Source organism: Flavobacterium johnsoniae UW101 (assembly GCF_000016645.1).
GTDB classification, from domain to species: domain Bacteria; phylum Bacteroidota; class Bacteroidia; order Flavobacteriales; family Flavobacteriaceae; genus Flavobacterium; species Flavobacterium johnsoniae.
In genome coordinates this window covers 2,618,224-2,643,047 of record NC_009441.1, presented here as the reverse complement: position 1 = coordinate 2,643,047, position 24,824 = coordinate 2,618,224, and the positions used below count along the sequence as shown (strand labels likewise).

Annotated in this window: 25 protein-coding genes; 20 read left to right on the top strand and 5 right to left on the bottom strand. The window is 32.6% G+C overall.

Annotated elements, in window-relative coordinates:
* Positions 1–187: 187 nt before the first annotated feature.
* Positions 188–553 (bottom strand): hypothetical protein, encoded by a 366-nt coding sequence (locus FJOH_RS11395; RefSeq protein WP_012024252.1) that lies wholly within the window; start codon positions 551–553, stop codon positions 188–190.
* Positions 554–822: 269 nt separating this feature from the next.
* Here FJOH_RS11395 and trmD point away from each other — a divergent pair, with 269 nt between their 5' ends.
* Positions 823–1,503, top strand: a complete 681-nt coding sequence (gene trmD / locus FJOH_RS11390) for a tRNA (guanosine(37)-N1)-methyltransferase TrmD (RefSeq protein ID WP_012024251.1) — start codon at positions 823–825, stop codon at positions 1,501–1,503.
* Between the two features lie 64 nt (positions 1,504–1,567).
* Here the strand turns inward: trmD and FJOH_RS11385 are convergent, their stop codons facing one another.
* A complete protein-coding gene (locus tag FJOH_RS11385) occupies positions 1,568–2,305 on the bottom strand; it encodes a hypothetical protein (protein WP_012024250.1) in 738 nt (245 codons plus the stop codon).
* 280 nt (positions 2,306–2,585) lie between these two features.
* Between FJOH_RS11385 and rplS the strand changes: the two genes are divergently transcribed.
* The 18 genes from rplS (at position 2,586) to FJOH_RS11295 (ending at position 20,212) form a co-directional block, all read left to right on the top strand.
* Entirely contained in the window at positions 2,586–2,936 is a 351-nt protein-coding gene (rplS, locus tag FJOH_RS11380) for a 50S ribosomal protein L19 (RefSeq protein ID WP_012024249.1), read from the top strand.
* Positions 2,937–3,221: 285 nt separating this feature from the next.
* The gene (locus FJOH_RS11375) at positions 3,222–5,444 is read left to right on the top strand and encodes an NADP-dependent isocitrate dehydrogenase (protein WP_012024248.1); all 2,223 of its coding nucleotides are present in this window, start codon (positions 3,222–3,224) and stop codon (positions 5,442–5,444) included.
* Positions 5,445–5,590: 146 nt separating this feature from the next.
* Positions 5,591–7,972, top strand: a complete 2,382-nt coding sequence (locus tag FJOH_RS11370; protein ID WP_012024247.1) for a TonB-dependent receptor — start codon at positions 5,591–5,593, stop codon at positions 7,970–7,972.
* A 33-nt stretch (positions 7,973–8,005) separates the two neighbouring features.
* The gene (locus FJOH_RS11365; protein ID WP_012024246.1) at positions 8,006–8,827 is read left to right on the top strand and encodes a DUF4249 domain-containing protein; all 822 of its coding nucleotides are present in this window, start codon (positions 8,006–8,008) and stop codon (positions 8,825–8,827) included.
* Between the two features lie 4 nt (positions 8,828–8,831).
* Entirely contained in the window at positions 8,832–9,314 is a 483-nt protein-coding gene (locus FJOH_RS11360; protein WP_012024245.1) for a GyrI-like domain-containing protein, read from the top strand.
* Between the two features lie 45 nt (positions 9,315–9,359).
* Positions 9,360–9,803, top strand: coding sequence for a DinB family protein (locus tag FJOH_RS11355; RefSeq protein WP_012024244.1), 444 nt, complete (start codon positions 9,360–9,362; stop codon positions 9,801–9,803).
* 106 nt (positions 9,804–9,909) lie between these two features.
* The gene (locus FJOH_RS11350; RefSeq protein WP_012024243.1) at positions 9,910–10,365 is read left to right on the top strand and encodes a RidA family protein; all 456 of its coding nucleotides are present in this window, start codon (positions 9,910–9,912) and stop codon (positions 10,363–10,365) included.
* A gap of 66 nt (positions 10,366–10,431) precedes the next feature.
* Entirely contained in the window at positions 10,432–11,094 is a 663-nt protein-coding gene (locus tag FJOH_RS11345) for a thiamine diphosphokinase (protein WP_012024242.1), read from the top strand.
* A gap of 198 nt (positions 11,095–11,292) precedes the next feature.
* A complete protein-coding gene (rlmF, locus tag FJOH_RS11340) occupies positions 11,293–12,243 on the top strand; it encodes a 23S rRNA (adenine(1618)-N(6))-methyltransferase RlmF (protein WP_012024241.1) in 951 nt (316 codons plus the stop codon).
* 58 nt (positions 12,244–12,301) lie between these two features.
* A complete protein-coding gene (locus FJOH_RS11335; protein ID WP_044047681.1) occupies positions 12,302–12,535 on the top strand; it encodes a hypothetical protein in 234 nt (77 codons plus the stop codon).
* Positions 12,520–12,822, top strand: coding sequence for a type II toxin-antitoxin system RelE/ParE family toxin (locus FJOH_RS11330; RefSeq protein ID WP_012024240.1), 303 nt, complete (start codon positions 12,520–12,522; stop codon positions 12,820–12,822). Before FJOH_RS11335 ends, FJOH_RS11330 begins: the two co-directional genes overlap by 16 nt.
* Positions 12,823–12,930: 108 nt before the next feature.
* Entirely contained in the window at positions 12,931–13,167 is a 237-nt protein-coding gene (locus tag FJOH_RS11325; RefSeq protein ID WP_012024239.1) for a hypothetical protein, read from the top strand.
* A gap of 86 nt (positions 13,168–13,253) precedes the next feature.
* Positions 13,254–14,192 (top strand): alpha/beta fold hydrolase, encoded by a 939-nt coding sequence (locus FJOH_RS11320; protein ID WP_012024238.1) that lies wholly within the window; start codon positions 13,254–13,256, stop codon positions 14,190–14,192.
* Positions 14,193–14,239: 47 nt separating this feature from the next.
* The gene (uvrB, locus tag FJOH_RS11315; RefSeq protein ID WP_012024237.1) at positions 14,240–16,231 is read left to right on the top strand and encodes an excinuclease ABC subunit UvrB; all 1,992 of its coding nucleotides are present in this window, start codon (positions 14,240–14,242) and stop codon (positions 16,229–16,231) included.
* Positions 16,232–16,333: 102 nt separating this feature from the next.
* A complete protein-coding gene (locus FJOH_RS11310) occupies positions 16,334–17,563 on the top strand; it encodes a hypothetical protein (protein ID WP_012024236.1) in 1,230 nt (409 codons plus the stop codon).
* Positions 17,564–17,603: 40 nt separating this feature from the next.
* Positions 17,604–18,614: a dipeptide epimerase gene (locus FJOH_RS11305; RefSeq protein WP_012024235.1), complete on the top strand. Its 1,011-nt coding sequence runs from the start codon at positions 17,604–17,606 to the stop codon at positions 18,612–18,614.
* Position 18,615: 1 nt separating this feature from the next.
* Positions 18,616–19,650, top strand: coding sequence for an aminotransferase class I/II-fold pyridoxal phosphate-dependent enzyme (locus tag FJOH_RS11300; protein ID WP_012024234.1), 1,035 nt, complete (start codon positions 18,616–18,618; stop codon positions 19,648–19,650).
* A gap of 97 nt (positions 19,651–19,747) precedes the next feature.
* A complete protein-coding gene (locus tag FJOH_RS11295; protein WP_012024233.1) occupies positions 19,748–20,212 on the top strand; it encodes a DUF1456 family protein in 465 nt (154 codons plus the stop codon).
* 146 nt (positions 20,213–20,358) lie between these two features.
* On the opposite strand, the gene FJOH_RS11290 is transcribed toward FJOH_RS11295, so the two are convergent.
* A complete protein-coding gene (locus FJOH_RS11290) occupies positions 20,359–21,066 on the bottom strand; it encodes a LytR/AlgR family response regulator transcription factor (RefSeq protein ID WP_012024232.1) in 708 nt (235 codons plus the stop codon).
* 3 nt (positions 21,067–21,069) lie between these two features.
* Entirely contained in the window at positions 21,070–22,110 is a 1,041-nt protein-coding gene (locus FJOH_RS11285; protein ID WP_012024231.1) for a sensor histidine kinase, read from the bottom strand.
* 222 nt (positions 22,111–22,332) lie between these two features.
* Between FJOH_RS11285 and FJOH_RS11280 the strand changes: the two genes are divergently transcribed.
* The gene (locus FJOH_RS11280; protein ID WP_012024230.1) at positions 22,333–23,130 is read left to right on the top strand and encodes a DUF5694 domain-containing protein; all 798 of its coding nucleotides are present in this window, start codon (positions 22,333–22,335) and stop codon (positions 23,128–23,130) included.
* A 212-nt stretch (positions 23,131–23,342) separates the two neighbouring features.
* Here FJOH_RS11280 and sucC read toward each other — a convergent pair whose 3' ends face one another.
* Positions 23,343–24,536, bottom strand: coding sequence for an ADP-forming succinate--CoA ligase subunit beta (gene sucC, locus FJOH_RS11275; RefSeq protein ID WP_012024229.1), 1,194 nt, complete (start codon positions 24,534–24,536; stop codon positions 23,343–23,345).
* Positions 24,537–24,824 lie beyond the last annotated feature (288 nt).

The following is a 24,824-nucleotide window of genomic DNA, read 5'->3' as shown; positions in this document are numbered from 1 at the left end:
TAACAAAAAAAAGAAAGAATTATCTTTCTTTTTTTTTGTTATTAACTTATCATTTATCTGTTCCGTTAGGAACAAAATATTGGTAGATTTTTTTTATTAATATAATCGCAGCAAATATGTTCCGCTAGGAACAAAATATCGGCAGCCAAGAATTATCGTAACATATTTTGTCCCGTAGGGACTACATCTATTTTGCTGTCAGCAAATTCATTCCCTGTATTTTTTGAGAATCAATAGCCTGAGGAGGATAATTTTGCTTTTCTTTTCGAGTTGAAGTTACTTTTCCATCTTTGTTTACATATACATAATTGTAATCCCAATAGTTTTGTCCCGCAATTCTGGGACCATTCGAATTATCTTCATTAAGGAAAACCTGATCTGCATATACAAGAATTTCTCCGTTTTCGTTATCGGGTAAAGTTCTTACGGGAGATCCATACGTCTTAATTAATTTTGATTTGTTTTCTCCTACTGAAACATCCATCGAATTTTTAGTACTTGAGCAAGAAACGTGGAGAGCAAATATAACGGTCATTAGTAGTATCTTTTTCATAAAAGTTAGTTTTTGGATTGGTTTTTATCTATCATTCAAAGAATTAAGCATAGTAATGATACTTGAAATTAGTAAAAAATTATTTACACAATTATTTTTTAATGTTATATAATTATCATTTAACATATTAACAAACAACACATTAACCTAAAAACAATCATTTATTAAATCTTCTGGCAGCTATAAGATTTGGAATTATTTACTTTTTGTTTTTTAGAATGCCAATTATTAACTTGTATCTTTGCATCCTAGAATAATTAGAGAAGAAAATGCGAATTGACATTATAACGGTTTTGCCAGAATTATTAAGAAGTCCGTTTGAGGCTTCGATTATGAAACGTGCTATTGACAAAGGTTTGGTTGAAGTACATTTTCATAATTTGCGCGACTATACAACCAACAAACAAAAAAGCGTAGATGATTATCAGTTTGGCGGAGGCGCCGGAATGGTCATGATGATACAGCCAATTGACGATTGTATTACACATTTAAAAAGTGAGCGTGAATACGACGAAATCATTTATATGTCTCCAGACGGCGAAACTTTAAACCAAAAAATGGCCAACAAAATGTCAATGTATGAAAACATAATTATTTTATGCGGACATTATAAAGGTGTCGATCAGCGCGTAAGAGATCATTTTATTACGAAAGAAATTTCTATTGGTGATTATGTTTTATCTGGCGGAGAATTAGGCGCTTTGGTTTTATCTGATGCTTTGATTCGTTTAATTCCGGGTGTTTTAAGTGATGAAACTTCAGCCTTAACGGATAGTTTTCAGGATAATTTACTTTCTGGACCTATATATACAAGACCAGCCGATTATAAAGGATGGAAAGTTCCCGAAGTTTTAACCAGCGGGCATGCTGCTAAAATAGAAAAATGGCGTGAAGATGCCGCATACGAACATACTAAAAACAGACGACCGGATTTATTGGAAGAGCATTAAAAAGTATTCAGTCACGGTTTTCCGTTTTCAGTAATTGAGACCGAAAACCGGGACTAAATAAAATTCAGCCGTCGTAATTCATTGAAATAATTGTTCGATTTATTAGTTCTATATCTAAAATATGATCTTGCGAAAAAGTGTCTCCTGCAGAAATTAAAGTTTCAATATCTGATGAATTATTAATCGTCAATTGAATACTGTAAATATCTAAAGTATCATACCAATCATCATTTGCCTGTTCTTCTGTAAATTCATTGTTTTGATTATAAAATTCAATTAATTCATTTTTGCAATCTGCAAGCCAATTGAGTTGTTCAAAAATTATATCTGAATATTTTTCAATATCTAAATCAGGGGTATATATCGAGATTTTTCCTTTTACATTTTTATTAAATATTACAATCTCCTTTTGAGGGATTTCAAACTTGCCTTTATCTTCTTTAGAAATTTGAAAATCTGATAGAGTAAGTTTTGGCAATTCTTTCTTTTCCTTAAGTTTTCTAATGTCTTTTATGATAAAATTATTTCCATGTGATTTGGCTTTTTGTTCCATCACATATAATTTAGAAACTTCTTTATTATTACTCAAATCCACCGTTTCTTTAAAAACTTCATAAGCCGATTTATGAAAACCTAAAAGAATATATACATTTGAAAGTACTAAGTTGTCTTCTTTAGTTCTATCCACATCCTCCAATTCATAAAGCACATCATAAATATTTTCCACACTTTCTTTTGATCTGTTCGATTTTCTAAATGCATTAGAAAACTCAATATATTGTTTCAGATAATTTTTCTCCATCCTAATTTTATCTTATAATTACAATCTGTTTATTACGAATATAGAATTTCTATTTATCAAAAGTAAATGAATACTTATGTTTTACATTTTTTAAAAAGAAAAAAACTGAAAACCGAAACTAAAAACCGAGACTAACAATCATTTTATCAGATAGTTAAAATAATTTTCAATTTATAATTCATAATTTATAATTATTTTCTACATTTGCACCCGAATTAGACCAACCTCTGGCGAAATACGTGAATGTTGCTTTATATAAAACTATAATAATAAAATTATCATGGCAGATTTATTAAAATTCGTTCAAAACGAATTCGTTGCTAAAAAAGATTTCCCAGATTTCGGAGCTGGAGACACAATCACTGTTTTCTACGAAATTAAAGAGGGTGAAAAAACAAGAACTCAGTTTTTTAAAGGAGTTGTTATTCAAAGAAGAGGTTCTGGAACTACAGAAACTTTCACGATTCGTAAAATGTCTGGAGCTATTGGAGTTGAACGTATCTTCCCAGTAAACTTACCAGCTTTACAAAAAATCGAAATCAACAAAAAAGGTGCAGTTCGTAGAGCTAGAATTTTCTACTTCAGAGAACTTACTGGTAAAAAAGCTAAGATTAAAGATAAAAGAAGATAATCATTTATCTAATTGTTATAAAAAACTCGTTTCATATCATTTGAAACGAGTTTTTTTTATGTCTTTTTCTTTCCTAATATCAAAACCGTAATTTTTTAATAGCAAAATCATCGATTTGACAATTTAATGAGCACGAAATAACAATCTGATAAAACATGCTTTTCTAACTAAAACTACACCGTTTTCGGACTGTTTTTATTATATTTGCTCCGCTCGTTTTTGAGCCGACTTTTACCTTTACATCGCCATTCTTGTGACGACACGATTATAAAAAAAGAAAAAAAAATGACACAGAATTCAAAAATTTTTTACACCTTAACTGATGAGGCGCCATTATTAGCGACTTATTCTTTATTACCTATTGTCCAAGCTTTTACTTCTACAGCTGGTATTGCTATTGAAACTAGAGACATCTCTTTGGCAGGAAGAATTTTATCTAATTTCCCTGAATCTTTAACAGATGCTCAAAAAACAGGAGATGCTCTTGCAGAACTTGGCCAATTAGCAACTCAGCCAGAAGCTAACATTATTAAATTACCAAACATTTCAGCATCTGTACCGCAATTAAAAGCGGCTATTGCTGAATTACAATCACATGGTTATAATGTTCCTAATTACCCGGAAGATCCACAAAACGATTCTGAAAAGGAAATTAAAGCAAAATATGCAAAAGTATTAGGTTCTGCAGTAAACCCTGTTTTACGCGAAGGTAACTCAGATCGTAGAGCGCCAAGAGCCGTTAAAAACTTTGCAAAAGCAAATCCACACTCAATGGGTGCATGGTCTGCTGACTCAAAAACAAAGGTAGCTTCTATGTCAAACGGTGATTTCTATGGAAGCGAAAAATCACTAACTGTAAATGACGCTAATGATGTAAAAATTGAATTTGTTGCTAAAGACGGAACTACAACTGTTTTAAAAGCAAGTACTCCGCTAAAAGCAGGTGAAATTATTGACAGCTCAGTTTTAAGTGTAAATAAATTAAAAGCTTTTGCTGCAGATGTAATCGCTGAGGCTAAAGCTGCAGGAGTTTTACTTTCTGTACACTTAAAAGCTACAATGATGAAAGTTTCTGATCCAATTATCTTTGGCGCTATCGTTGAAGTATATTTTGCAGATGTTTTCAAAAAATACGCTTCTTTATTTGCTGAATTAAACGTTGATACAAGAAACGGTTTAGGCGATATCTACGCTAAAATTGCCGGAAGACCAGAGCAGGCAGAAGTTGAAGCTGCTATCGATCAGGCAATCGCTGACGGACCAGCTTTAGCAATGGTTAATTCTGATAAAGGAATTACAAACTTACACGTTCCATCTGACGTAATTGTTGATGCTTCTATGCCGGCAATGATTCGTACTTCTGGACAAATGTGGAACAAAGAAGGTAAAGCACAAGATACATTCGCTGTTATTCCAGACAGATCTTATGCTGGTGTTTATACTGCAACTATCGATTTCTGTAAAAAACACGGTGCTTTTGACCCAAAAACAATGGGAAGTGTTCCTAACGTTGGATTAATGGCTCAAAAAGCAGAAGAATACGGATCTCACGACAAAACTTTCCAAATTAAAGGAGATGGTGTTGTACGTGTGGTTGACCAAAACGGAAATGTTTTAATGGAACAAAACGTTGAAGCAAACGATATTTTCAGAATGTGTCAGGCAAAAGACGCTCCTATTCAGGACTGGGTTAAATTGGCTGTAAACAGAGCTCGTTTATCTGATACTCCTGCTGTTTTCTGGTTAGACGAAAACAGAGCACACGATAGAGAATTGATCGTAAAAGTTCAAAAATACCTTAAAGACTACGATACTACAAACTTAGATATCCGTATTTTAAACCCAATTGCTGCTACAGAATTTACTTTAGACAGAATCATCAAAGGTTTAGATACAATTTCTGTAACTGGAAACGTTTTACGTGACTATTTAACAGATTTATTCCCAATTTTAGAATTAGGAACTTCTGCAAAAATGTTATCTATCGTTCCTTTAATGAACGGTGGCGGATTGTTTGAAACTGGTGCTGGAGGATCTGCTCCAAAACACGTTGAGCAATTTACAGAAGAAGGATACTTACGTTGGGATTCTCTTGGAGAATTTTTAGCTCTTGGTGCTTCATTAGAGCATTTAGGACAAACTTTAGACAATTCTAAAGCAATTGTTTTATCTGAAACTTTAGATCAGGCAAACGATAAATTCTTAGCAAACGATAAATCTCCAGCTCGTAAAGTTGGTCAGATTGATAACCGTGGATCTCACTTTTATTTAGCATTCTACTGGGCTCAGGCTTTAGCTGCTCAGGACAAAGATGCTGAATTGAAAGCGATCTTTACTCCAATTGCTGCTGAATTTGAAGCAAACGAAGCTAAAATCGATGCTGAATTAATTGCTGCACAAGGAAAAGCTCAAAACATTGGCGGTTATTATCAGCCAACTCCTGAGTTAGTAAGCAAAGCAATGCGTCCTAGTGAAACATTCAATGCTATTATTGCTAAAATCAAATAATTTAAACGCGCTTCTGTGCGTTTTTACAAATATTGAAAAGGACAACTCATAAAGTTGTCCTTTTTTTTATTCTTAACTTATGTTTAACAAAAGTTCGTCTGTAATATTTAGTAAGAATTACTATCTATGTATATCAAACCAGCACAATGATTACAAAAAAAATCAGCCTTTTTCTAATTATTATCTTTACGACTTTTACTTCTTTTTCTCAGGATAAATTTACACTAAGCGGTACTATAAAGGATTCAAAAAACAACGAAACCTTAATTGGTGTCAATATTTATATTCCAGCTTTAAAAATAGGAACAACCACAAACGAATACGGTTTTTATTCTATAACAGTGCCGCGGGGCGAACATCAAATAGAAATCAGTTATATAGGTTATCAAACCATTCAGCAGACTATCAATTTAAATCAAAATACTAAGAATAATTTTTATATCAGCGAAAGCGGTGAAGAACTGCAAGAAGTTATTATAACCGACAATAAAGGCAAAATAAATATCAAATCGCCAGAAATGAGCGTGAATAAACTCTCTATTTCAACCATAAAAAAAATGCCGGTAGTTTTAGGAGAAGTCGATGTTTTAAAATCGATTTTATTACTTCCCGGAGTTACAAATGCCGGCGAAGGCGCATCAGGATTTAATGTTCGGGGCGGCGGTGCTGACCAGAATTTAATTTTGTTAGATGAAGCTACAATTTTTAATTCATCACACGTTTTCGGGTTCTTCTCAGTCTTTAATCCAGATGCCATTAAAGATTTAAAATTATACAAAGGAGGTATTCCGGCACGTTTTGGAGGAAGAGCTTCATCTGTTCTGGAAATTTACCAGAAAGACGGAAGCAGTAAAGATTTTCATGTAAACGGAGGAATTGGTTTAATATCCAGCCGTCTTCTTGTAGAAGGTCCAATTGTAAAAGACAAAGGTTCTTTTTTAATTGGAGGACGTGCTTCTTATGCGCATTTGTTTTTAAAGCTTTCTGAAGACAACAAAGACAACTCAGCTTATTTTTACGATTTAAATGCAAAATTCAGTTACAAATTAAACGATAATAACAGCTTATATTTATCCGGATATTTTGGACGCGATGTTTTTAGTCTGAATAAAAGTTTTACCAATATTTATGGAAATTCAACTTTAAATCTTCGCTGGAACCATTTGTACTCAAATAAATTATTTTCGAATTTATCTTTAATTTACAGTGACTATTATTATGGACTTGATCTGGATTTTGTTGGTTTCAAATGGGATTCAGGAATCAAAAACTACAATATCAAATACGATTTCAAACATTATATTTCAGATAAATTCAAATTGAATTATGGTTTAAACGGAATTTATTATGAATTTAATCCGGGAACCATTAAACCAAGCAGTACTGATTCAGGAATTAATCCGGATCAATTAGATAAAAAATATGCTTTTGAACCTTCGGTTTACTTAGATGCCGAAAATCAGCTTTCTAAAAAAATTACGGTTGCTTACGGTTTACGATACAGTTTATTTTATCGTTTGGGTTCGTCAACTGTTAATTATTATGACAATAATAGTCCTGTTGTTTTTAATTCTGATATGCAGATTTATGAAAAAGGAACTCCTGCTTCAACGAAATATTTTGGTAAGAATAAAGTAATTCAGGATTATAATAATCTAGAACCGCGACTTGCCATATCGTATCAATTAAATGAAGATCAGTCAATAAAAGCGAGTTATAATCGAATGGCGCAATATCTTCAATTAATTTCAAACACCTCATCTCCTACTCCGCTGGATGTCTGGATGCCAAGCGATAATTACATCAAACCACAGATAGCAGATCAGGTAGCTTTAGGATATTTCCGAAATATTAAAGGAGGAGATTATTCACTTGAAGTTGAAACTTTTTACAAAAAAATTCAAAACAGGCTGGATTATATAGACGGTGCCGATTTAATTGCAAATAATGCTATCGAGCAGGTAATTTTAAACGGAAGAATGCGTGCTTACGGTCTAGAAATTATGGTGAAGAAAAACACTGGAAAATTCAACGGCTGGATTTCTTATACTTTATCAAGATCTGAACAGCAGACACCGGGAAGAACTCCTGAAGAAATTGGAATTAATGATGGTCAATGGTACAGTTCTGCTTACGATAAAACGCATAATCTGGCTGTAACATCTGCTTATAATTTAAATGAAAAATGGTCATTTGGCGCTAACTTTGTTTTACAATCCGGACAGCCGGTTACGTATCCAAACGGGCAGTATGAATACTTAGGAATTACAGTTCCAAGTTACGGTTTACGAAATGAGAATCGTCTTCCTGCTTATCACCATTTAGATATTTCGGCAACTTTAACACCAAGAAAAAATAAAGACCGAAACTGGAAAGGCGAATGGGTTTTCAGTATTTATAATTTATATAACCGAAGTAACGCTGCTTCTATTAATTTCAGGCAGAATTCTGACACAGGAATAAACGAAGCTGTACGATTTTCAATATTTGGTATAGTGCCTGCAGTTAGTTACAATTTTAAATTTTAAACACAATTTTTCACAAGTGAAAATTAATACAATATGAAAAAAGTAGTTTTATTAATCGTCTTACTTTCCTCATCTTTCTTCATTAGTTGTGAAGATGTTGTCGATGTTGATCTCGACACTGCACCTCCAAAACTAGTGATCGAAGCAGCAATAAATTGGGAGAAAGGAACAACGGGAAAACAACAGGTTATAAAATTAACAACAACAACTGGTTATTTCGAAAATACAATTCCAACAGTTTCCGGAGCAGTAGTTTATATAAAAAACAGCAGCGGCAAGCAGTTTAATTTTATTGAAATTCAAAAAACCGGCCGTTATATATGCAATGATTTTATTCCAAAAATTAACGAAACATACACCTTAACTGTAACCAGCGGCGGATATACTTATACTGCAGCAGAAATATTAAAATCTGTAGCGCCAATTACCAGAATTGAACAAAATAATGAAGGAGGATTTACCGGAAAAGATATCGAAGTAAGAGCGTATTATAATGATCCGCCAGATGAAGACAATTTCTATTTGTATAAATATCTATATTCTAACAAAATAACTTCGAATTATTATGTAGATGAAGATAAGTTTTTTCAGGGAAATGAATTTTTCAGCGTTTCAGATGATGATGATCTAAAACCTGGCGATGAAATTGAAATTACTCACATTGGCATTTCAAAACAATACTACAATTACATGAGCATTTTAGTAAGTATTGCCGGCAGTAATACCGGCGGACCGTTTCAATCTCCTCCTGCAACTGTAAAAGGAAATATTATCAATACAACAGACAAAGCAAATTATCCGTTAGGGTATTTTTCATTAAGCGAAAAACAAACAAAAAAATTCACAATACAATAGAAATATGGAAGCTAGAATTGAGACTTTGAGCGAAAAAAAACTCATCGGAAAACATATTGAAATGTCTTTTATAGAAAATAAAACATTTGAATTATGGAGCAGTTTTATGCCCAGCCGTAAGAATATCAAAAATACTATTGACGATAATTTGTATTCGCTTGAGGTTTATACTTTAGATCATTTTGACAATTTTGATCCTTCTAAAACATTTCAAAAATGGGCCGCCGTTGAAGTCCAAAATTTAGATACTATTCCAGAAAACCTGGAAACTTTAATTGTTCCGGATGGCTTATATGCCGTTTTTGTTCATTACGGGCCAGCCTCAGAAGCGCACAAAACCTATCATCCTATTTTTACAGAATGGCTTCCAAATTCAAAATATACTGTTGATAACAGACCGCATTTTGCCGTAATGGATCATAAATACAAAAAAGATGATCCAGACTCTGAAGAAGAAATATGGATCCCTATAAAAAACAGAGATTGATTTTCCTGGCAGTGAATTATTCTTCTTAACTTTCATCTAAAAAACATGTTAATCGAAACACTAAAAATACTTTTTAATAGAGATTTAAATAAATTGAAATTCGAAATTGAATCGTATGAATACGAAAACCACATTTGGGACATTGAAAAAAACATTTCTAATTCTGGCGGTAATCTTTGCCTGCATTTAATTGGAAACATCAATACTTACATTGGAGCCGAAATTGGAAAAACAGGATATATTAGAAACCGTCCTTTAGAATTTTCTCTAAAAGATGTGCCGAGATCAGAATTAATCCAAAAAATTGAAGACACCATTTTAGTTGTAAACAATGCACTGGATTCTTTAACCGAAGATGATTTAACGGCAGTTTATTCGCAGATTGTTTTTGAAAAAGAAATGACAACCGGATTTTTCTTAGTTCATCTTGCTGCACATTTAGGCTATCATTTAGGGCAGATAAATTATCACAGAAGACTTCTTGATTAATCTTGTAGACAAAAAAACTGCTAAAACAGCAAAACCTCAACATATGTAAATGTTTTAAAAATTAGAATTACGAAACCTTTGTATTCTTAATTTTAATTTTTAAAACATGAAACATTTAATTTCCCTTTTATTATGCGTTTTCACATTCCAGACAAAAGCGCAAACTTTTAAAAATCCTGATTCTTTATTTAATCCCACTCCTTATGGTTTCAGTCATGCATCTTCTGTAAAAACACCTGGAGAACTGGTTTATATTTCAGGTCAGAGCGGTGGTTTAGGCAAAGAACATATTTTAAGTCCAGACTTTAGAGAGCAAGTTCAAACGGCTTTAAAAAACCTGACAACGATTTTAAACAGTTATCAGCTAAAGCCAGAAAATGTGATGAAAATTACAGTTCTAATAGTCGATCATTCCTCAGAAAAACTAAAAATTTGGGAAGAAGAAATTGGCAGAACATGGAAAACCAAACCTTTTCCTGCCAGTACCTTAATCCCAGTTCCAAGATTAGCTCTCGACAATATGCAGATAGAAGTTGATGCAGTAGCTTTTAAAGTCAATTAAGTGAACTGATACCTGTCAAAGCCCATAACTTTCGTACATTTGCAGCATATTTAAAATCAACTCTAAATGTCTTCACACCATATTGTACGCGACGATCAGGAACCTGCTTTAATAATTGCCAATGGAGCTGCCTGTAATCCCGAATTATTAGGCCAATTGCTAGAATGGTCTCCGCTTGTTATAGTGTTAGACTCTGCCATTGAAAGGGTAATTGAATTAGGAATTAAAGTCGATGTGCTTCTGGGAGATTTTGACCGCGGTTTCGATCCGGAAGTGTATAAAACTTCACAATATCCTATCGAAATTGTTCATACACCGGATCAGGACAAAACCGATTTAGAGAAAGCTTTTGATTATTTGGTTAAAAGAAAAATCCCTGCCGTAAATGTAGTCTGGGCAACAGGAAAACGTGCCGATCATACAATTACAAACCTTACGAATATTGTTCGTTACCGTGATTTAATAAAAATTGTAATTCTCGACGATCATTCTAAGATTTTCCTTCTTCCAACGAAATTTGAAAAATGGTATACAGCAAAAACACCTATTTCATTGATTCCAATTGGGGTTGTAAATGGTATTTATTCAACCAACTTAGAATATCCTCTGCAAAATGACACCTTAACCATGGGGTATAGAACCGGAAGCAGTAATTCTGTTGAAAAAGATGGTCTTGTTACTATTTCTCATTCAAATGGCGATTTACTGCTAATGGAATGTTTTGATTAAAAGCCTTAAAAAATAAAAAGTCCTAACGGGACGAAATAATATCTTGCATTAATTAAAGCCCAGCGGGGTGATACACAATATAGATGTCGCTCCGCTGGAGCTTTTATTTAACCCTAAATTAAATACCTATAAATATTACGCTCCTTCGGAGCTTTCTTGAAAAAAGGAATATCTATCTTTGCACTGAAATAAATCTAAATGAAAGCAGAAAACAATTCTCAAAAAGACAATTTACATCCTAGAAATCTTCATCGTTCCCGATATGATTTTGAACTTCTTATTTCTAATTGTCCCGAATTAAAGGCTTTTATTTCAATAAACAAACACGGAATCGAAACCGTTGATTTCAGTAATCCGCTTGCTGTAAAAACTTTAAATAAAGCTTTACTGCAAACTTATTATGATATTCAAAACTGGGATATTCCTAAAAATTACCTCTGCCCGCCCATTCCCGGACGCGCTGATTATATTCACTATCTAGCAGATTTATTAGCAGAAACAAATAATGGAAAAATTCCAGAAGGCAATTCTGTTATGGGACTTGATATAGGAACAGGTGCCAATTTAATCTATCCGATATTAGGAAATTCTATTTATAATTGGAGTTTTGTTGCAACAGACATTTACAAAACCTCGATTGAAAATGCCAGCAAAATTATCGAAGCAAACCCAAGATTAATTGATGCTGTAAGTTTACAACAGCAGACAGAACCTCGGTTTATTTTCAAAAACATTATAATTCCCGAAGATCGTTTTACATTCACTATGTGTAATCCGCCTTTTCATGCATCGGCAGAAGAAGCAAACAAAAGCACTTCCAGAAAAGTTTCGAATTTAAATCCAAAAGAAAAGAAAAACACAAATCCTGTTCTAAACTTTGGAGGTCAAAATGCAGAATTGTGGTGCAATGGAGGTGAAATTGGCTTCATTACACAAATGATTTATGAAAGTGTCAAATATGCTTCGCAAGTTTTGTGGTTTACAACATTGGTTTCTAAAAAAGAAAATCTTTCCTCTATATATAAAACCCTAAAAAAGGTAAATGCCGTTTCAGTTAAAACAATTGAAATGTCACAAGGACAGAAAAACAGCCGCATTGTGGCATGGAGCTTTTTAAACAATACGGAACAAAAGTCTTGGAAATTTTAAGAATTTCAAAACGCTTATATTAGGTTTTGTTTTGTAACTTCGATGAAATTATTCAATTATGAACACTCTTGAGCTTAAAAATATTCTAATTTCTGAAATTGAAAAGATTGATGATGATACATTTTTATCAGCATTAAAAACAATTTTGGACAGCCGTAAAACTTCTTCTCCTAAAATTTATTCAGAACAGTATAATGAAGATTTAAAAGTTGCCGAAGAAGACATTCAAAGTGGTAACTATTATTCCCATAATGAAGTTAAGAGTAAAATTGAGCAATGGAAAAAGAAATAATTTGGTCAAAAACTGCTCAAAATCAACTTGAAAAAATTTACTTCTATTTATTTAAAGAAACTAAAAGCAGAAATATTCCGAACAAAGTAATCGATACCATTTACAATTCTGTAACTATTTTAAGTACCAGCTGGGAAATTTATGAACTGGACGAAATGAAAACTTCTAATGATGGAACTTATCGTGCTTATGAAGTTTATAGTTATAGAATAACTTATAAAATTACACCTAAAGAGATTCACATATTAAGAATTCGACATACGAGTCGAAATCCTAAAAAAGTATAATTATATTTTATACACCCCCTAAACCCAAACACTTGATTTTCAATACAAAATATTGATTTTATAATTTGGTTTTGCTACATTTAGTATCAACTATTTAAAATCAAGATTATGGCAGAATATATAGGTTATCTCGCATCTGTTTTTATTGTAGGTGGTTTTATGCTGAAAAACCTCAGAACCATTCGATTCATTAATATGTTTGGCTGTATTTGTTTTGTTATCTATGGTATTTTTTTAAATGATTATAGAGATGTAAACCAATGGCTTTTACCTGTAATTATTCCAAATGCTATTTTAGCTTTGGTGCAAGTGTATTATTTGACATCAAAAAGAGAACAATCTTAAAATTATGATACTTTAAAATAAAATTCTGATACATTAATCGCTTACGATAATCGTAACTTTAAAGTTAAAATCAGAATTTTATCACCATGCTAAAACTATATTCCCGCCTATTTATTGTATTATTCTTAGTCACAAGCTGCGCTTCCAAAAAAGCAAAATTTGAAGATTATGTTTTTAAAACTAAAAGCGAAGAACAAAAATACCAAACCGCTTATAACAAGTCCTTAAAACTTTGGGAAATTCCATATACTGAAGAAGATGTCAAAACCAGTTTTGGAACAGCTCATGTAATCATTGCAGGTCCAAAAAACGGAAAAGATTTAGTATTACTACATGGAATGGATGCCAGCTCTACAATGTGGTATCCAAACATTAAGGTTTTAGCCAAAAATCATCGCATTTATGCTATCGATTTTATAATGGAACCCAATAAATCGCACTTAACGGCAAAACCACTTTCATCAGAAGATATTCTGGTTTATTACAACGAAATTTTCAGCTATTACAAACTCAAGAAATTTGACATTATAGGCGCATCAAGAGGCGGCTGGATCGCAACCTTATTAGCCACTCAAAAACCAAATTCAATTGATAAAATTGTTCTATTGAGTCCGGCGCAGACATTCAAATTTATTGATAAAGTCGGCAAAACAACTTCTGCTTTAATGCTGAAACTTTTTCCTAGTGAAAAAAAATTCGGAAAAACACTTTCTACATTTTCAACTCATCCCGAAAAAATAAGTCCAGTTTATAAAAGACAATTTTATCTGGCCAATAAATATGCAAAATCAAACTCTAGTATGCTTAAAATGCATCCTTTTTCAGATAAAGAACTTTTATTAATACAAAATCCGGTTTTGGTTATAATTGGCGATAAAGACGTTATTAATTCAGAAGAAAGTTTAGAACGTGCACAAAAATATTTAGCAAACAGCAAAACAAAAATCATAAAAGATGCAGGGCATTTTTTAACAATCGATCAGCCTAAAATTACAAATGATGCCGTTATTAATTTTTTAGAATAGCATCCAAACTTTGTATCTTTACAAAACTAATTTTTCATCAGTAACAAATGAGTTTCCAAGTAACTTCAGATTATAGTCCAAAAGGAGATCAGCCTCAAGCCATACAAAAACTGGCGCAGGGTGTAGTCGACGGAGAAAAATATCAAACTTTATTAGGAGTTACAGGATCTGGTAAAACTTTTACTGTAGCAAATGTTATTCAGGAAGTACAGCGCCCTACACTGGTTTTGGCACACAACAAAACTTTGGCGGCGCAGCTGTATTCAGAATTCAAACAGTTTTTTCCAAATAATGCCGTTGAATACTTCGTTTCTTACTACGACTATTATCAGCCAGAAGCTTTTATGCCCGTAACGGGAGTTTTTATTGAAAAAGATTTATCTATCAATGAAGAGCTCGAAAAGATGCGTTTAAGCACTACTTCTTCCCTTCTTTCAGGACGTCGTGATGTTTTGGTTGTTGCATCGGTTTCTTGTTTATACGGTATTGGAAACCCTGTCGAATTTAAAAAGAATGTAATCGAAATTACCCGAGATCAGGTTATTTCAAGAACCAAATTACTTCACAGTCTGGTGCAGAGTTTATATGCCAGAACTGAAGCTGATTTTAATCCGGGAACTTTTAGAATTAAAGGTGATACAGTTGAAATCTATCCAAGTTATGCAGATGATGCTTACAGAGTTCACTTTTTTGGTGATGAAATCGAAGAAATAGAATCTTTTGACGCCAAGACTTCGCAGGTTATTGAAAAATTTAAAAGGCTGACTATTTACCCCGCCAATATGTTTGTGACTTCTCCAGAAGTTTTACAAGGTGCAATCTGGGAAATTCAGCAGGATTTAGTAAAACAAGTAGATTATTTTAAAGAAATAGGCAAACATTTAGAAGCCAAACGTCTGGAAGAAAGAACCAATTTCGATTTAGAAATGATTCGCGAATTAGGATATTGTTCCGGAATTGAAAATTACTCACGCTATCTTGACGGAAGACAAGCCGGAACCAGACCTTTCTGTCTTCTGGATTATTTTCCAAGTGATTATTTAATGGTTGTTGATGAAAGCCACGTAACCGTTTCCCAAGTTCATGCCATGTATGGAGGCGATCGCAGCCGTAAAGAAAATCTTGTTGAATATGGTTTTAGATTACCAGCTGCAATGGACAACCGACCTTTGAAATTTGAAGAGTTTGAAGCATTGCAAAATCAGGTAATTTACGTTTCTGCAACTCCTGCCGATTATGAACTACAAAAATCGGATGGTATTTATGTCGAACAGATTATTCGACCAACTGGACTGTTAGATCCAGTTATCGAAGTTCGTCCGAGTTTAAATCAAATTGATGATTTAATTGAGGAAATTCAGGTTCGATGCGAATTAGACGAAAGAGTTTTAGTAACTACTTTAACCAAAAGAATGGCCGAAGAATTAGCTAAATATCTAACAAAAGTCAGCATTCGCTGTCGTTACATCCATTCTGAAGTAGATACTTTAGAACGTATCGAAATCATGCAGGATTTACGAAAAGGTATTTTTGATGTTTTAATTGGTGTTAACTTACTTCGTGAAGGTTTAGATTTGCCGGAGGTTTCTCTTGTTGCTATTTTAGACGCTGATAAAGAAGGTTTCTTAAGAAATCATCGTTCTTTAACCCAAACTATTGGTCGTGCTGCACGTAACTTAAATGGTAAAGCAATTATGTATGCTGATAAAATTACAGCCAGTATGCAGAGAACAATTGACGAAACCAATTATCGCAGAACAAAACAAATTAATTTTAACGTTGAAAATAATATAACGCCTCAGGCTTTAAATAAAAAAATCGACAGCGCATTTACCAAAAATCCTTTGGTAGAATACGAATTAGGTCACACACTGCCTGCTGCAGCCGAACCGGAAACAGCTTATTTATCAAAAGCTGATCTGGAAAAACTAATTCGCGAGAAACGAAAATCTATGGAAAAAGCAGCAAAAGAATTAGACTTTATGCAGGCTGCCAAGCTTCGTGACGACATTAAAAAACTACAGGAACAATTACCTTAAAAAGCTTATTTTAAAAAAGTTAAAAACATTTCATTTTTTAAAAATTAACCAATCTAATCTTTTTAAAATTTATTAGATTTATCAAAATTTTTAAAATCTGAAATGAAATATCATTTACTCTTTTTTCTCTTTTTACTTGTCAATTGTTTTTCTGCAGCACAATCAAACAAAGCTGATTTTTGGAATGAAGAATTGGAAAATTCATCTGATATCATAAAACCCAATACACTTTCAACACATCCTTTTGGAATTTACATTTCGAGATTAAATCATAATTTCAATGTTCGGAATACTGAAAAATATTCCTTTTCATTTGAAGTTTCGAGTGGAAATGTCGTATTGCCTTATGTAAAATCATACGAATTAACAGATCCTGTTGATCGGGAAAATTCCAAAAATCTTCCATGGCACGTTCGTGAATTTGCTTTTGACTTAAATAAATCTCCTTCTAAAATCAAAGAGTTTGAGGCCGATGGTGTTATTCGATCCTACCGATTCAATTTTACATTACCGCTTACCGTTAATCATGAACTCAATTTCATTCTTCGTGCCAACTCACTGGACCGAGGTAAATATCCTTTTTCGGTTTTTACTTCTGATGAATCGATCGAGTGGTTTCATCGCAATATTGCCGGCGGAAAAGACCCGTTTTCAAGATATCATTATGGTATAAACAAAGCCGGAATAGTATATAAAGATGAGAACGGAAAGGTTCTAAAAATGGACAACAATAATTTTACAATTCCGGGAGTTGATATTAATTATACTTATTATCCAAAACTGGAAATGAATGAAAAACATCATATTTATCTAAATTTTGGAGCGCAGTTAGGCATTAATACTTCGAGATACAATCCTGCTGCCGATTTTGGAATTTCATCTTCTATCATAAAAAAAATGATTATTAAAGATAAAAATATTCTAAGTTTTGGTTTAAGTGCCGGAGTTTTACGCCAGCATATTTTTGAATACGGAAATGGCGTAAATCTCAGTAATCAGGATTTTTTATGCAGTTTTGAAGGTTTGATTAATTACAAAGTAAAACTTAGGAACAGCAATCACATTTCTTATGGAATCAATTACAATTTCCAAAATTCTTATAATAAAAAAAGCGACATAGATTATATTGTTTTAACCGGAGAAAGGGTAAATACGCATTGGCAGAAAACAATTTCCCATTTATATGAAGATTTAGAAGGATGGAGCGCAATTTGTACTTATTCTACGAAGCGATTTTCTTATTTTGTGTATCTTCGGGAAGATTTAAATTTAGATAATGCACCAGATTTACAAACAGGCATTGGCGTAAAAATGTCTATAAAAAAGAGTTAGAATTCTATTTTTCAAAAAAACAAAAAACAAGCATTAAACCATGAAACTTATTTTAAGAGAATACAATCTCAAACTAAAACATACTTTTACCATTTCAAGAGAATCAATTGATTTTCAGCCTTCGCTGATTGTTGAACTTCAAAGTGAAGGATTTTCGGGTTTTGGAGAAGCTACATCAAACCCGTATTACAACATCACAGTTCCGATGATGATGCAGGATTTAGAAAAAATAAGAAGCATTATTGAAGATACAGAGAATGAAACACCCGATGTATTTTGGGCTAAAATTCATCCATATCTAAAAAATGATATGTTTGCTTTGTGCGCATTAGACCTTGCTTACAATGATTTGTATGCCCGCAAAAAAGGCAAAAAACTTTACGAATTATGGAACTATACAACCGAAAGAAATCCAATGACAGATTACACCATCGGAATTGCTTCTATCGATAAAATGGTTTCTAAAATGCAGGAGCTTCCCTGGCCGATATATAAAATCAAACTGGGAACTAAAGAAGATATAGAAATTGTAAAAGAGCTTCGAAAACACACGAATGCCGTTTTTAGAATCGATGCCAACTGCGGCTGGGGAGTTGAAGAAACCATCAATAATTCGGTTGAACTAAAAAAACTAGGTGTTGAATTTCTAGAACAGCCTATGAAAGCCGACAATTGGGAAGGTCATAAAGAAGTTTTTAAACATTCTGTTCTTCCTGTAATTGCAGACGAAAGCTGTATTATTGAAGAAGATGTAGCAAAATGTTTCAATCATTTTCATGGTGTGAATGTAAAACTCGTAAAATGCGGCGGTTTAACACCTGGAAAACGTATGATTGAAGAAGCAAAAAAACTAGGATTAAGAACAATGGTGGGCTGTATGACCGAATCTACTGTCGGAATTTCTGCCATTGCTCACTTACTGCCTCAATTGGATTATGTAGATATGGACGGCGCGTTACTTTTGGCAGAAGATATTGCAACGGGCGTAACCATAAAAGACGGTGTTGTAAGTTATTCTAATTTAAACGGAACGGGAGTTACACTGCTGTAAAATGAAAGTCGAAAAATTTCCTGATCGAGTTATTGAAATTGACCAAGAACAGTATTTGTATTTTGGCGGAACTGCCTATTTGGGACTTCCAACAAACACAGCATTTCAGGATTTGGTTATTCAGAATATCTTAAAATGGGGAACAACTTACGGAAGCTCCAGAACCGCAAATATTCAATTAACGGCTTATGATGCCGGCGAAACGTTTTTAGCTTCTCACATAGGCTCAGAAAGCACCGTTACCGTTTCTTCGGGAATGCTGGCCGGAAAATTGGTTTTAGAAAAATTAAAAAAGAAAACAGCTGTTTTTTATCATTTAAATGAAATTCATTCGGCTATTCAAATTGAAAATAGTCTGCCTGTTTTTATTAATGAAAAATTGAATGATCGTTTATTAGACTCAAAACCAGAAAAAATTACAATCTTGACAGATGGTGTTCCTTCATTTCAAACTAAAGCTGTTGATTTATCTTTCTTAAAAGAAATTTCAAATCATAAAGAAGTTACATTAGTTATTGATGAATCACATTCATTAGGAATTGTGGGCGAAAATGGTTCTGGAATTTATTCCTCAATTGATTTTCCCATTAAAAGAAAAATCTTGGTTTCGTCTCTCGGAAAAGCTTTTGGATTAACAGGCGGTGTTATTGCATCAGATTCTGAATTCATTCAACAAATAAAAGAAATTGAAACTTTTACAAGTGCTGCGGGAATGAATCCAGCTTTTGTACAAACAATTTATGATGCTTCTGAAATTTATAAAATACAGCATCAAAAACTGTTAGATAATTTAAATTATATTGATTCGATTTTAATTAAAAACAACAATATCAAATTTGATAAAAACTACCCTTTAATTTATCTTTTATCAAATGAATTGGTAGAAAAACTAAAGCAGGAAAAAATCATTATCGCCAGTTTCAGATACACCAAAGAAGCCGAACCATTAAATAGAATTGTAATTACAGCCAATCATCTTAAAGAAAATTTAGATAAATTGGTTACAACTTTAAATGATTTCAATTCTAGATTTTAATCATTTTAAAAACTACCTTTGTAAAAATAAATGAGGTGTTGTAGTTTCAGATTGGAAAACTTGAAACTTGAAACAAAAAAACCTGAAACAAAAAATTATGACAAATAACGATATACTTAAAAAACTTCGCGTGGCTTTGATGCTCCGTGATGACCAGATAGTTGAAATTTTAGAATTAGTAGATTTTAGAATTTCGAAATCAGAATTAGGTGCTTTTTTTAGAGCCGAAGATCATCCAAACTATATGGAATGCGGTGATCAGGTTTTACGTAATTTCTTAAACGGATTAGTGATTCATTTAAGAGGAACTAAAGAAAATCCTAAAAACCCTAATGATGTTTTAGCTAAACATAAATCAGAAATTCCGAAGAAAGAAACTTCTAAAGAAAGACCAGAATTTAAAGCTGCTCCAAAAGATTCAGAAAAATACAGAGGTGACCAAAGTTCATCAAAATCAGGTTCATCAGCCGGAAAACCAAAAAAGAAAGCATTCCCAAAAGGAAATGGAAAACCAGCTGTTGTAGAAAAAGTGGTTTTTAAAAACGGTAAGAATAAGAAATAATTTAACCGCAAAGGGTACTGAGTTTTTTTTATCAGCTGTACACTCAAAAACGCAAAGTTCGCAAAGCTTTATCTATCCAGCTTTGCGAACTTTGCGTTTATCATTACAAAGAAAAGTAAATATCTTAGCGTGCTTTGCGGTTAACTTTAAATCTTATTCTCCTCGATTTTATCAAAAAATGCTTCTTTATAAGCAGCTCCAATTGGAAGTTCTTTTCCGTTAATGTAAACCGAATAATTGTCTGTTGATTCTAAATGCTTTAAAGAAACAACATAGGATTTTTGTATTTGAATAAAATTGTTTTCAGGCAAAGATTCGATTACATTTTTCAATGATGAATGCGTAATAATCTGCTGTTTAGAAGTATGAATACAAACATAATTCTGAAGACTTTCTACATACAAAATATCATTTAAAAAAACCTTCTGGAATTTATTCTTTCCATCTGTTTTAATAAATAAAAAATCAGGCAGATTATTTTGATTTGAAACAACTGTTTTTGACTGAGTATTCAGCTTAGAAACAGCTTGATAAAACCGTTCAAAAGATATAGGCTTTAATAAATAATCAACAGCGTTTAATTCAAAACCTTCTAATGCAAAATCAGGATATGCAGTTGTAAAAATAACTTTTATATCTTTTGAAATAATTCTGGAAATCTGTAATCCTGTTAATTGAGGCATTTGGATATCCAGGAAAATCACATCAACAGATTGTGTATTTAAAAACTCTAACGCTTTTAATGAATCGTTAAAAACTTCGGTTTTTTCTAAAAAGCTTACTTTTCCAATATAATTTTCGAGTATCCGTGTTGCAGGCGGTTCATCATCAACAATAATACATTTAAAAGCCATAAATTATTTTTTTAGCGGTATTTTTAAGTATGTCTTAAAGGTATTATTTTCTTCGCTTTTTTCAAGTACAAATTGGTTTTTATAAGCATATTCCAACCTTTTTATTAAGTTCGTAAAACCAATTCCGGTCGAGGAATAATTTTCACCGTCGGCATTATAATTAAAAGTTGAGATTTCCAGAAACTCATCTTTTATTTTAATGGAAATAACTGCGGTTTCTTTTTCTTTATTAAATTTTCCGTGTTTAAAAACATTTTCAACAAAATGAATTAATGCCGATGACAATATTCTCTCATTAGAATAATCTCCTTCAACAGAAAAATCCAAATACAATTGATCTTCAAATCGTTTTCTCTGTAAATGAATATAGTTTTTTATAAACTGAATTTCCCTTGATAGTATTGCCTCATCTTTGTCTGTTTCTGTAATTACATACCGAAGCAGATCTGAAAGAACCAAAACATCTGAAGCCATTTTATCATCTTTTAAAATTAACTGACTATAAAATGAATTCAAAGTATTAAATAAAAAATGCGGACTCACTTGTGCTTTCAGCATTTGAAATTCGGCTTTTTTATTCTCCAGCATTAATTCCTGATTTTGTTTCTGTGTATTTTGAAATTCCCAGAATAAATAACTGAAAGCACTTAAAATTACAGCAGGAAGTCCGTATAAAAAATTGTCTTTTATGTAGAACGTTATTTCTCTGCTTTCTTCAAAATAATTATGCATTCCTGTAAAATGAAACATAATTATTTCCTGAAAAAAATACCTTATACCTGCAAAAATGACTAAAGAAACCGGAATACTTAAAAAGTAAAAAAGAATTTTCTTTTTGTTTAAAAACCAGCTGCAAAAAGTATAAAAATTGAGAAGGTAAGACGCAAAAACCGAAAGCATAAAAGTCGATGTAAGCCAGAAATAAATTTTGGTTTGCTGTACCATCTCTAGTCGGTTATTTATTCCGTAATCCCAAAGACAAAAGGTTAAAAACAACCCGGCAAAAAGAATAATATGGTAGTAAAAAGGTATTTTAAGTTTCATAGAAAGCAGTTATGAAACCAAAAATACAATTATGCACTGAAACGAAAGTGTTGTTTATACAAAACCAGTTTTTCTTAGTGACAAAAACATCAAAAATCATATACCAACTTTTTGAAAGTAAAATTTGAGCACTTGATCAAATAAAACCTGTAATTCATCAAAAAGGAAGAAAACACTTCTAACACACTTATACATTTGTTGTGAATCTAAACTAAAACAATCATGCAGAAAATCATTTTATTACTAGCACTTCTTACATTTAATCTTTCATCATCTCAAATAAAAAAGAAACAGGTTTTATTAATTGGAACTTTTCATTATGCAAATCCAGGTCTTGACGTTGCCCAACTAAATAGTTTCAGCATTATGTCTGAAAAGAGCCAAAAGGAACTCGAAATTATGAGTGACAAAATCAAAAAGTTTGGGCCTGATAAAATATTTGTAGAATGGGAATTTAGCAAACAAACCGACTTGGATAAGTTTTATAATAAAAATACTGACAGCCTTTTTAAAAACAACAAAAGTGAAATAACACAATTGGCACTTCGTACAGCTAAAAAACTGAATCATAAAAAATTATACGGAATGAATCTTTACACTCCTTTTCGATATGACAGTTTAATGATGGCAATGGAAAAAGCAAACCAAAAGGATTTAATACAAAGAAATAAAGTGGTGACAGAAAATTTCGAAAAACAGCATAACGAAAAAATTAGAAAAAGTTCTTTACAAGAAATGATGCTGTATTACAATACAAAACAATCCGAAAATGAAAATATTCAATGGTATTTGGAAGTAGCAAACAGAGGTGGAAATCCAGATGATTTTACTGGAGCATCTTTAGTTGCAAATTGGTACAAAAGAAACTTATATATGTATTCTTTAATTCAAAAATTGACTGAAAGTACAGATAATAAAATAATGATTTTAGTTGGTGCTGGTCATGCTGCATTGATTAGAGAATTTATATCTCATGATCCTACATTTGAACTTGTAGATTTGGCGACGGTATTGAAATAATAAATTTTAACCGCAAAGCACGCAAGGATTTTTATATATAAGAATCTACATAAACGCAAAGTTCGCAAAGCTTTACCCATATAGCTTTGCGAACTTTGCGTTTGTATTCATAATCCTTGACAAAAAACTTGCGCCCTTTGCGGTTAAATTAACTCTAAAAAAAATCCCTCCACAATGGAGGGATTTTCTATATAAATTGATTTCTTATTTAATTAAGAAAGAGCAGCTTTAACTTGGTCAGCAGCTTCTTGGAATTGAACTGCAGATAAGATTGGCATACCAGAGTTGTCAATTAATTCTTTTGCAATTTCAGCATTTGTTCCTTGCAAACGAACGATAATTGGCACTTTAATAGCGTCTCCCATGTTTTTGTAAGCGTCAACAACACCTTGAGCAACACGGTCACAACGAACAATACCTCCGAAGATGTTAATTAAGATAGCTTTTACGTTTGGATCTTTCAAGATAATTCTGAAAGCTGTTTCAACACGTTTTGCATCAGCAGTTCCTCCTACGTCAAGGAAGTTAGCAGGCTCAAAACCAGCATATTTAATTAAATCCATAGTTGCCATTGCAAGACCAGCTCCGTTTACCATACATCCTACAGTACCGTCAAGGTCAACATAGTTTAGACCAACTTCTTTAGCTTCAACTTCGATTGGATTCTCCTCACGGATATCTCTCATTTCAGCATATTTAGGTTGTCTGTATAAAGCGTTATCGTCGATGTTAACTTTAGCATCAACCGCTAAGATTTTGTTATCAGAAGTTTTTAAAACTGGGTTGATTTCAAACATAGAAGCATCAGAACCAATGTAAGCATTGTAAAGTGCGTCGATGAATTTAACCATTTCTTTGAAAGCATTTCCAGAAAGTCCTAAGTTAAAAGCAATTCTTCTAGCCTGGAAACCTTGTAATCCAACAGTTGGATCAATTTCTTCAGTAAAGATTAAGTGTGGAGTATGCTCAGCAACTTCTTCGATATCCATTCCACCTTCAGTAGAATACATAATCATGTTGCGTCCTGTACCTCTATTCAATAAAACAGAAACATAAAATTCAGAAGTTTCGCTTTCACCTGGATAGTAAACATCTTCTGCAACTAATACCTTATTTACTTTTTTACCTTCAGGCGGAGTCTGAGGTGTAATCAACTGCATTCCGATGATTTGTTCTGCTAACTCTTCAACTTGTTGTAAGTTTTTTGCCAGCTTAACTCCACCACCTTTTCCACGACCACCTGCGTGAATTTGTGCTTTTATTACATGCCATCCTGTACCAGTTTCGGCAGTTAATTGTTTTGCAGCAGCTACAGCTTCAACCGCATTGTTAGCCACAATTCCGCGTTGTACGCGTACTCCGTAACTCGCTAAAATTTCTTTTCCTTGATATTCGTGTATGTTCATAATATAGAATTTGTCTGGTTCTGAATTTATTTCAGAATAAAAGTGCGACAAAAGTAACAAAATACAACTTAATAGTAAAATCTTTTTCAATTAAATAATATTGTATACAGGTATAAACCGTTGAATATTTCTCAACGCAAACAAATCGTTAACGGAACAATTTGTTAATGTTAACACAAATCGCAGAAAACGTTTGATATTTAACAAAAAATTCACTGAATTTATTGGCCTTACGACGATTTTTCTTAATATATTTTATTCTCAATTATGATTTTGATAATTCGCAAT

Bases quoted from the DNA above. Each gene is read 5' to 3' on its own strand.
- FJOH_RS11395 (WP_012024252.1), bottom strand. From the start codon at position 553: ATGAAAAAGATACTACTAATGACCGTTATATTTGCTCTCCACGTTTCT.
- trmD (WP_012024251.1), top strand. From the start codon at position 823: ATGCGAATTGACATTATAACGGTTTTGCCAGAATTATTAAGAAGTCCG.
- FJOH_RS11385 (WP_012024250.1), bottom strand. From the start codon at position 2,305: ATGGAGAAAAATTATCTGAAACAATATATTGAGTTTTCTAATGCATTT.
- rplS (WP_012024249.1), top strand. From the start codon at position 2,586: ATGGCAGATTTATTAAAATTCGTTCAAAACGAATTCGTTGCTAAAAAA.
- FJOH_RS11375 (WP_012024248.1), top strand. From the start codon at position 3,222: ATGACACAGAATTCAAAAATTTTTTACACCTTAACTGATGAGGCGCCA.
- FJOH_RS11370 (WP_012024247.1), top strand. From the start codon at position 5,591: ATGATTACAAAAAAAATCAGCCTTTTTCTAATTATTATCTTTACGACT.
- FJOH_RS11365 (WP_012024246.1), top strand. From the start codon at position 8,006: ATGAAAAAAGTAGTTTTATTAATCGTCTTACTTTCCTCATCTTTCTTC.
- FJOH_RS11360 (WP_012024245.1), top strand. From the start codon at position 8,832: ATGGAAGCTAGAATTGAGACTTTGAGCGAAAAAAAACTCATCGGAAAA.
- FJOH_RS11355 (WP_012024244.1), top strand. From the start codon at position 9,360: ATGTTAATCGAAACACTAAAAATACTTTTTAATAGAGATTTAAATAAA.
- FJOH_RS11350 (WP_012024243.1), top strand. From the start codon at position 9,910: ATGAAACATTTAATTTCCCTTTTATTATGCGTTTTCACATTCCAGACA.
- FJOH_RS11345 (WP_012024242.1), top strand. From the start codon at position 10,432: ATGTCTTCACACCATATTGTACGCGACGATCAGGAACCTGCTTTAATA.
- rlmF (WP_012024241.1), top strand. From the start codon at position 11,293: ATGAAAGCAGAAAACAATTCTCAAAAAGACAATTTACATCCTAGAAAT.
- FJOH_RS11335 (WP_044047681.1), top strand. From the start codon at position 12,302: ATGAACACTCTTGAGCTTAAAAATATTCTAATTTCTGAAATTGAAAAG.
- FJOH_RS11330 (WP_012024240.1), top strand. From the start codon at position 12,520: ATGGAAAAAGAAATAATTTGGTCAAAAACTGCTCAAAATCAACTTGAA.
- FJOH_RS11325 (WP_012024239.1), top strand. From the start codon at position 12,931: ATGGCAGAATATATAGGTTATCTCGCATCTGTTTTTATTGTAGGTGGT.
- FJOH_RS11320 (WP_012024238.1), top strand. From the start codon at position 13,254: ATGCTAAAACTATATTCCCGCCTATTTATTGTATTATTCTTAGTCACA.
- uvrB (WP_012024237.1), top strand. From the start codon at position 14,240: ATGAGTTTCCAAGTAACTTCAGATTATAGTCCAAAAGGAGATCAGCCT.
- FJOH_RS11310 (WP_012024236.1), top strand. From the start codon at position 16,334: ATGAAATATCATTTACTCTTTTTTCTCTTTTTACTTGTCAATTGTTTT.
- FJOH_RS11305 (WP_012024235.1), top strand. From the start codon at position 17,604: ATGAAACTTATTTTAAGAGAATACAATCTCAAACTAAAACATACTTTT.
- FJOH_RS11300 (WP_012024234.1), top strand. From the start codon at position 18,616: ATGAAAGTCGAAAAATTTCCTGATCGAGTTATTGAAATTGACCAAGAA.
- FJOH_RS11295 (WP_012024233.1), top strand. From the start codon at position 19,748: ATGACAAATAACGATATACTTAAAAAACTTCGCGTGGCTTTGATGCTC.
- FJOH_RS11290 (WP_012024232.1), bottom strand. From the start codon at position 21,066: ATGGCTTTTAAATGTATTATTGTTGATGATGAACCGCCTGCAACACGG.
- FJOH_RS11285 (WP_012024231.1), bottom strand. From the start codon at position 22,110: ATGAAACTTAAAATACCTTTTTACTACCATATTATTCTTTTTGCCGGG.
- FJOH_RS11280 (WP_012024230.1), top strand. From the start codon at position 22,333: ATGCAGAAAATCATTTTATTACTAGCACTTCTTACATTTAATCTTTCA.
- sucC (WP_012024229.1), bottom strand. From the start codon at position 24,536: ATGAACATACACGAATATCAAGGAAAAGAAATTTTAGCGAGTTACGGA.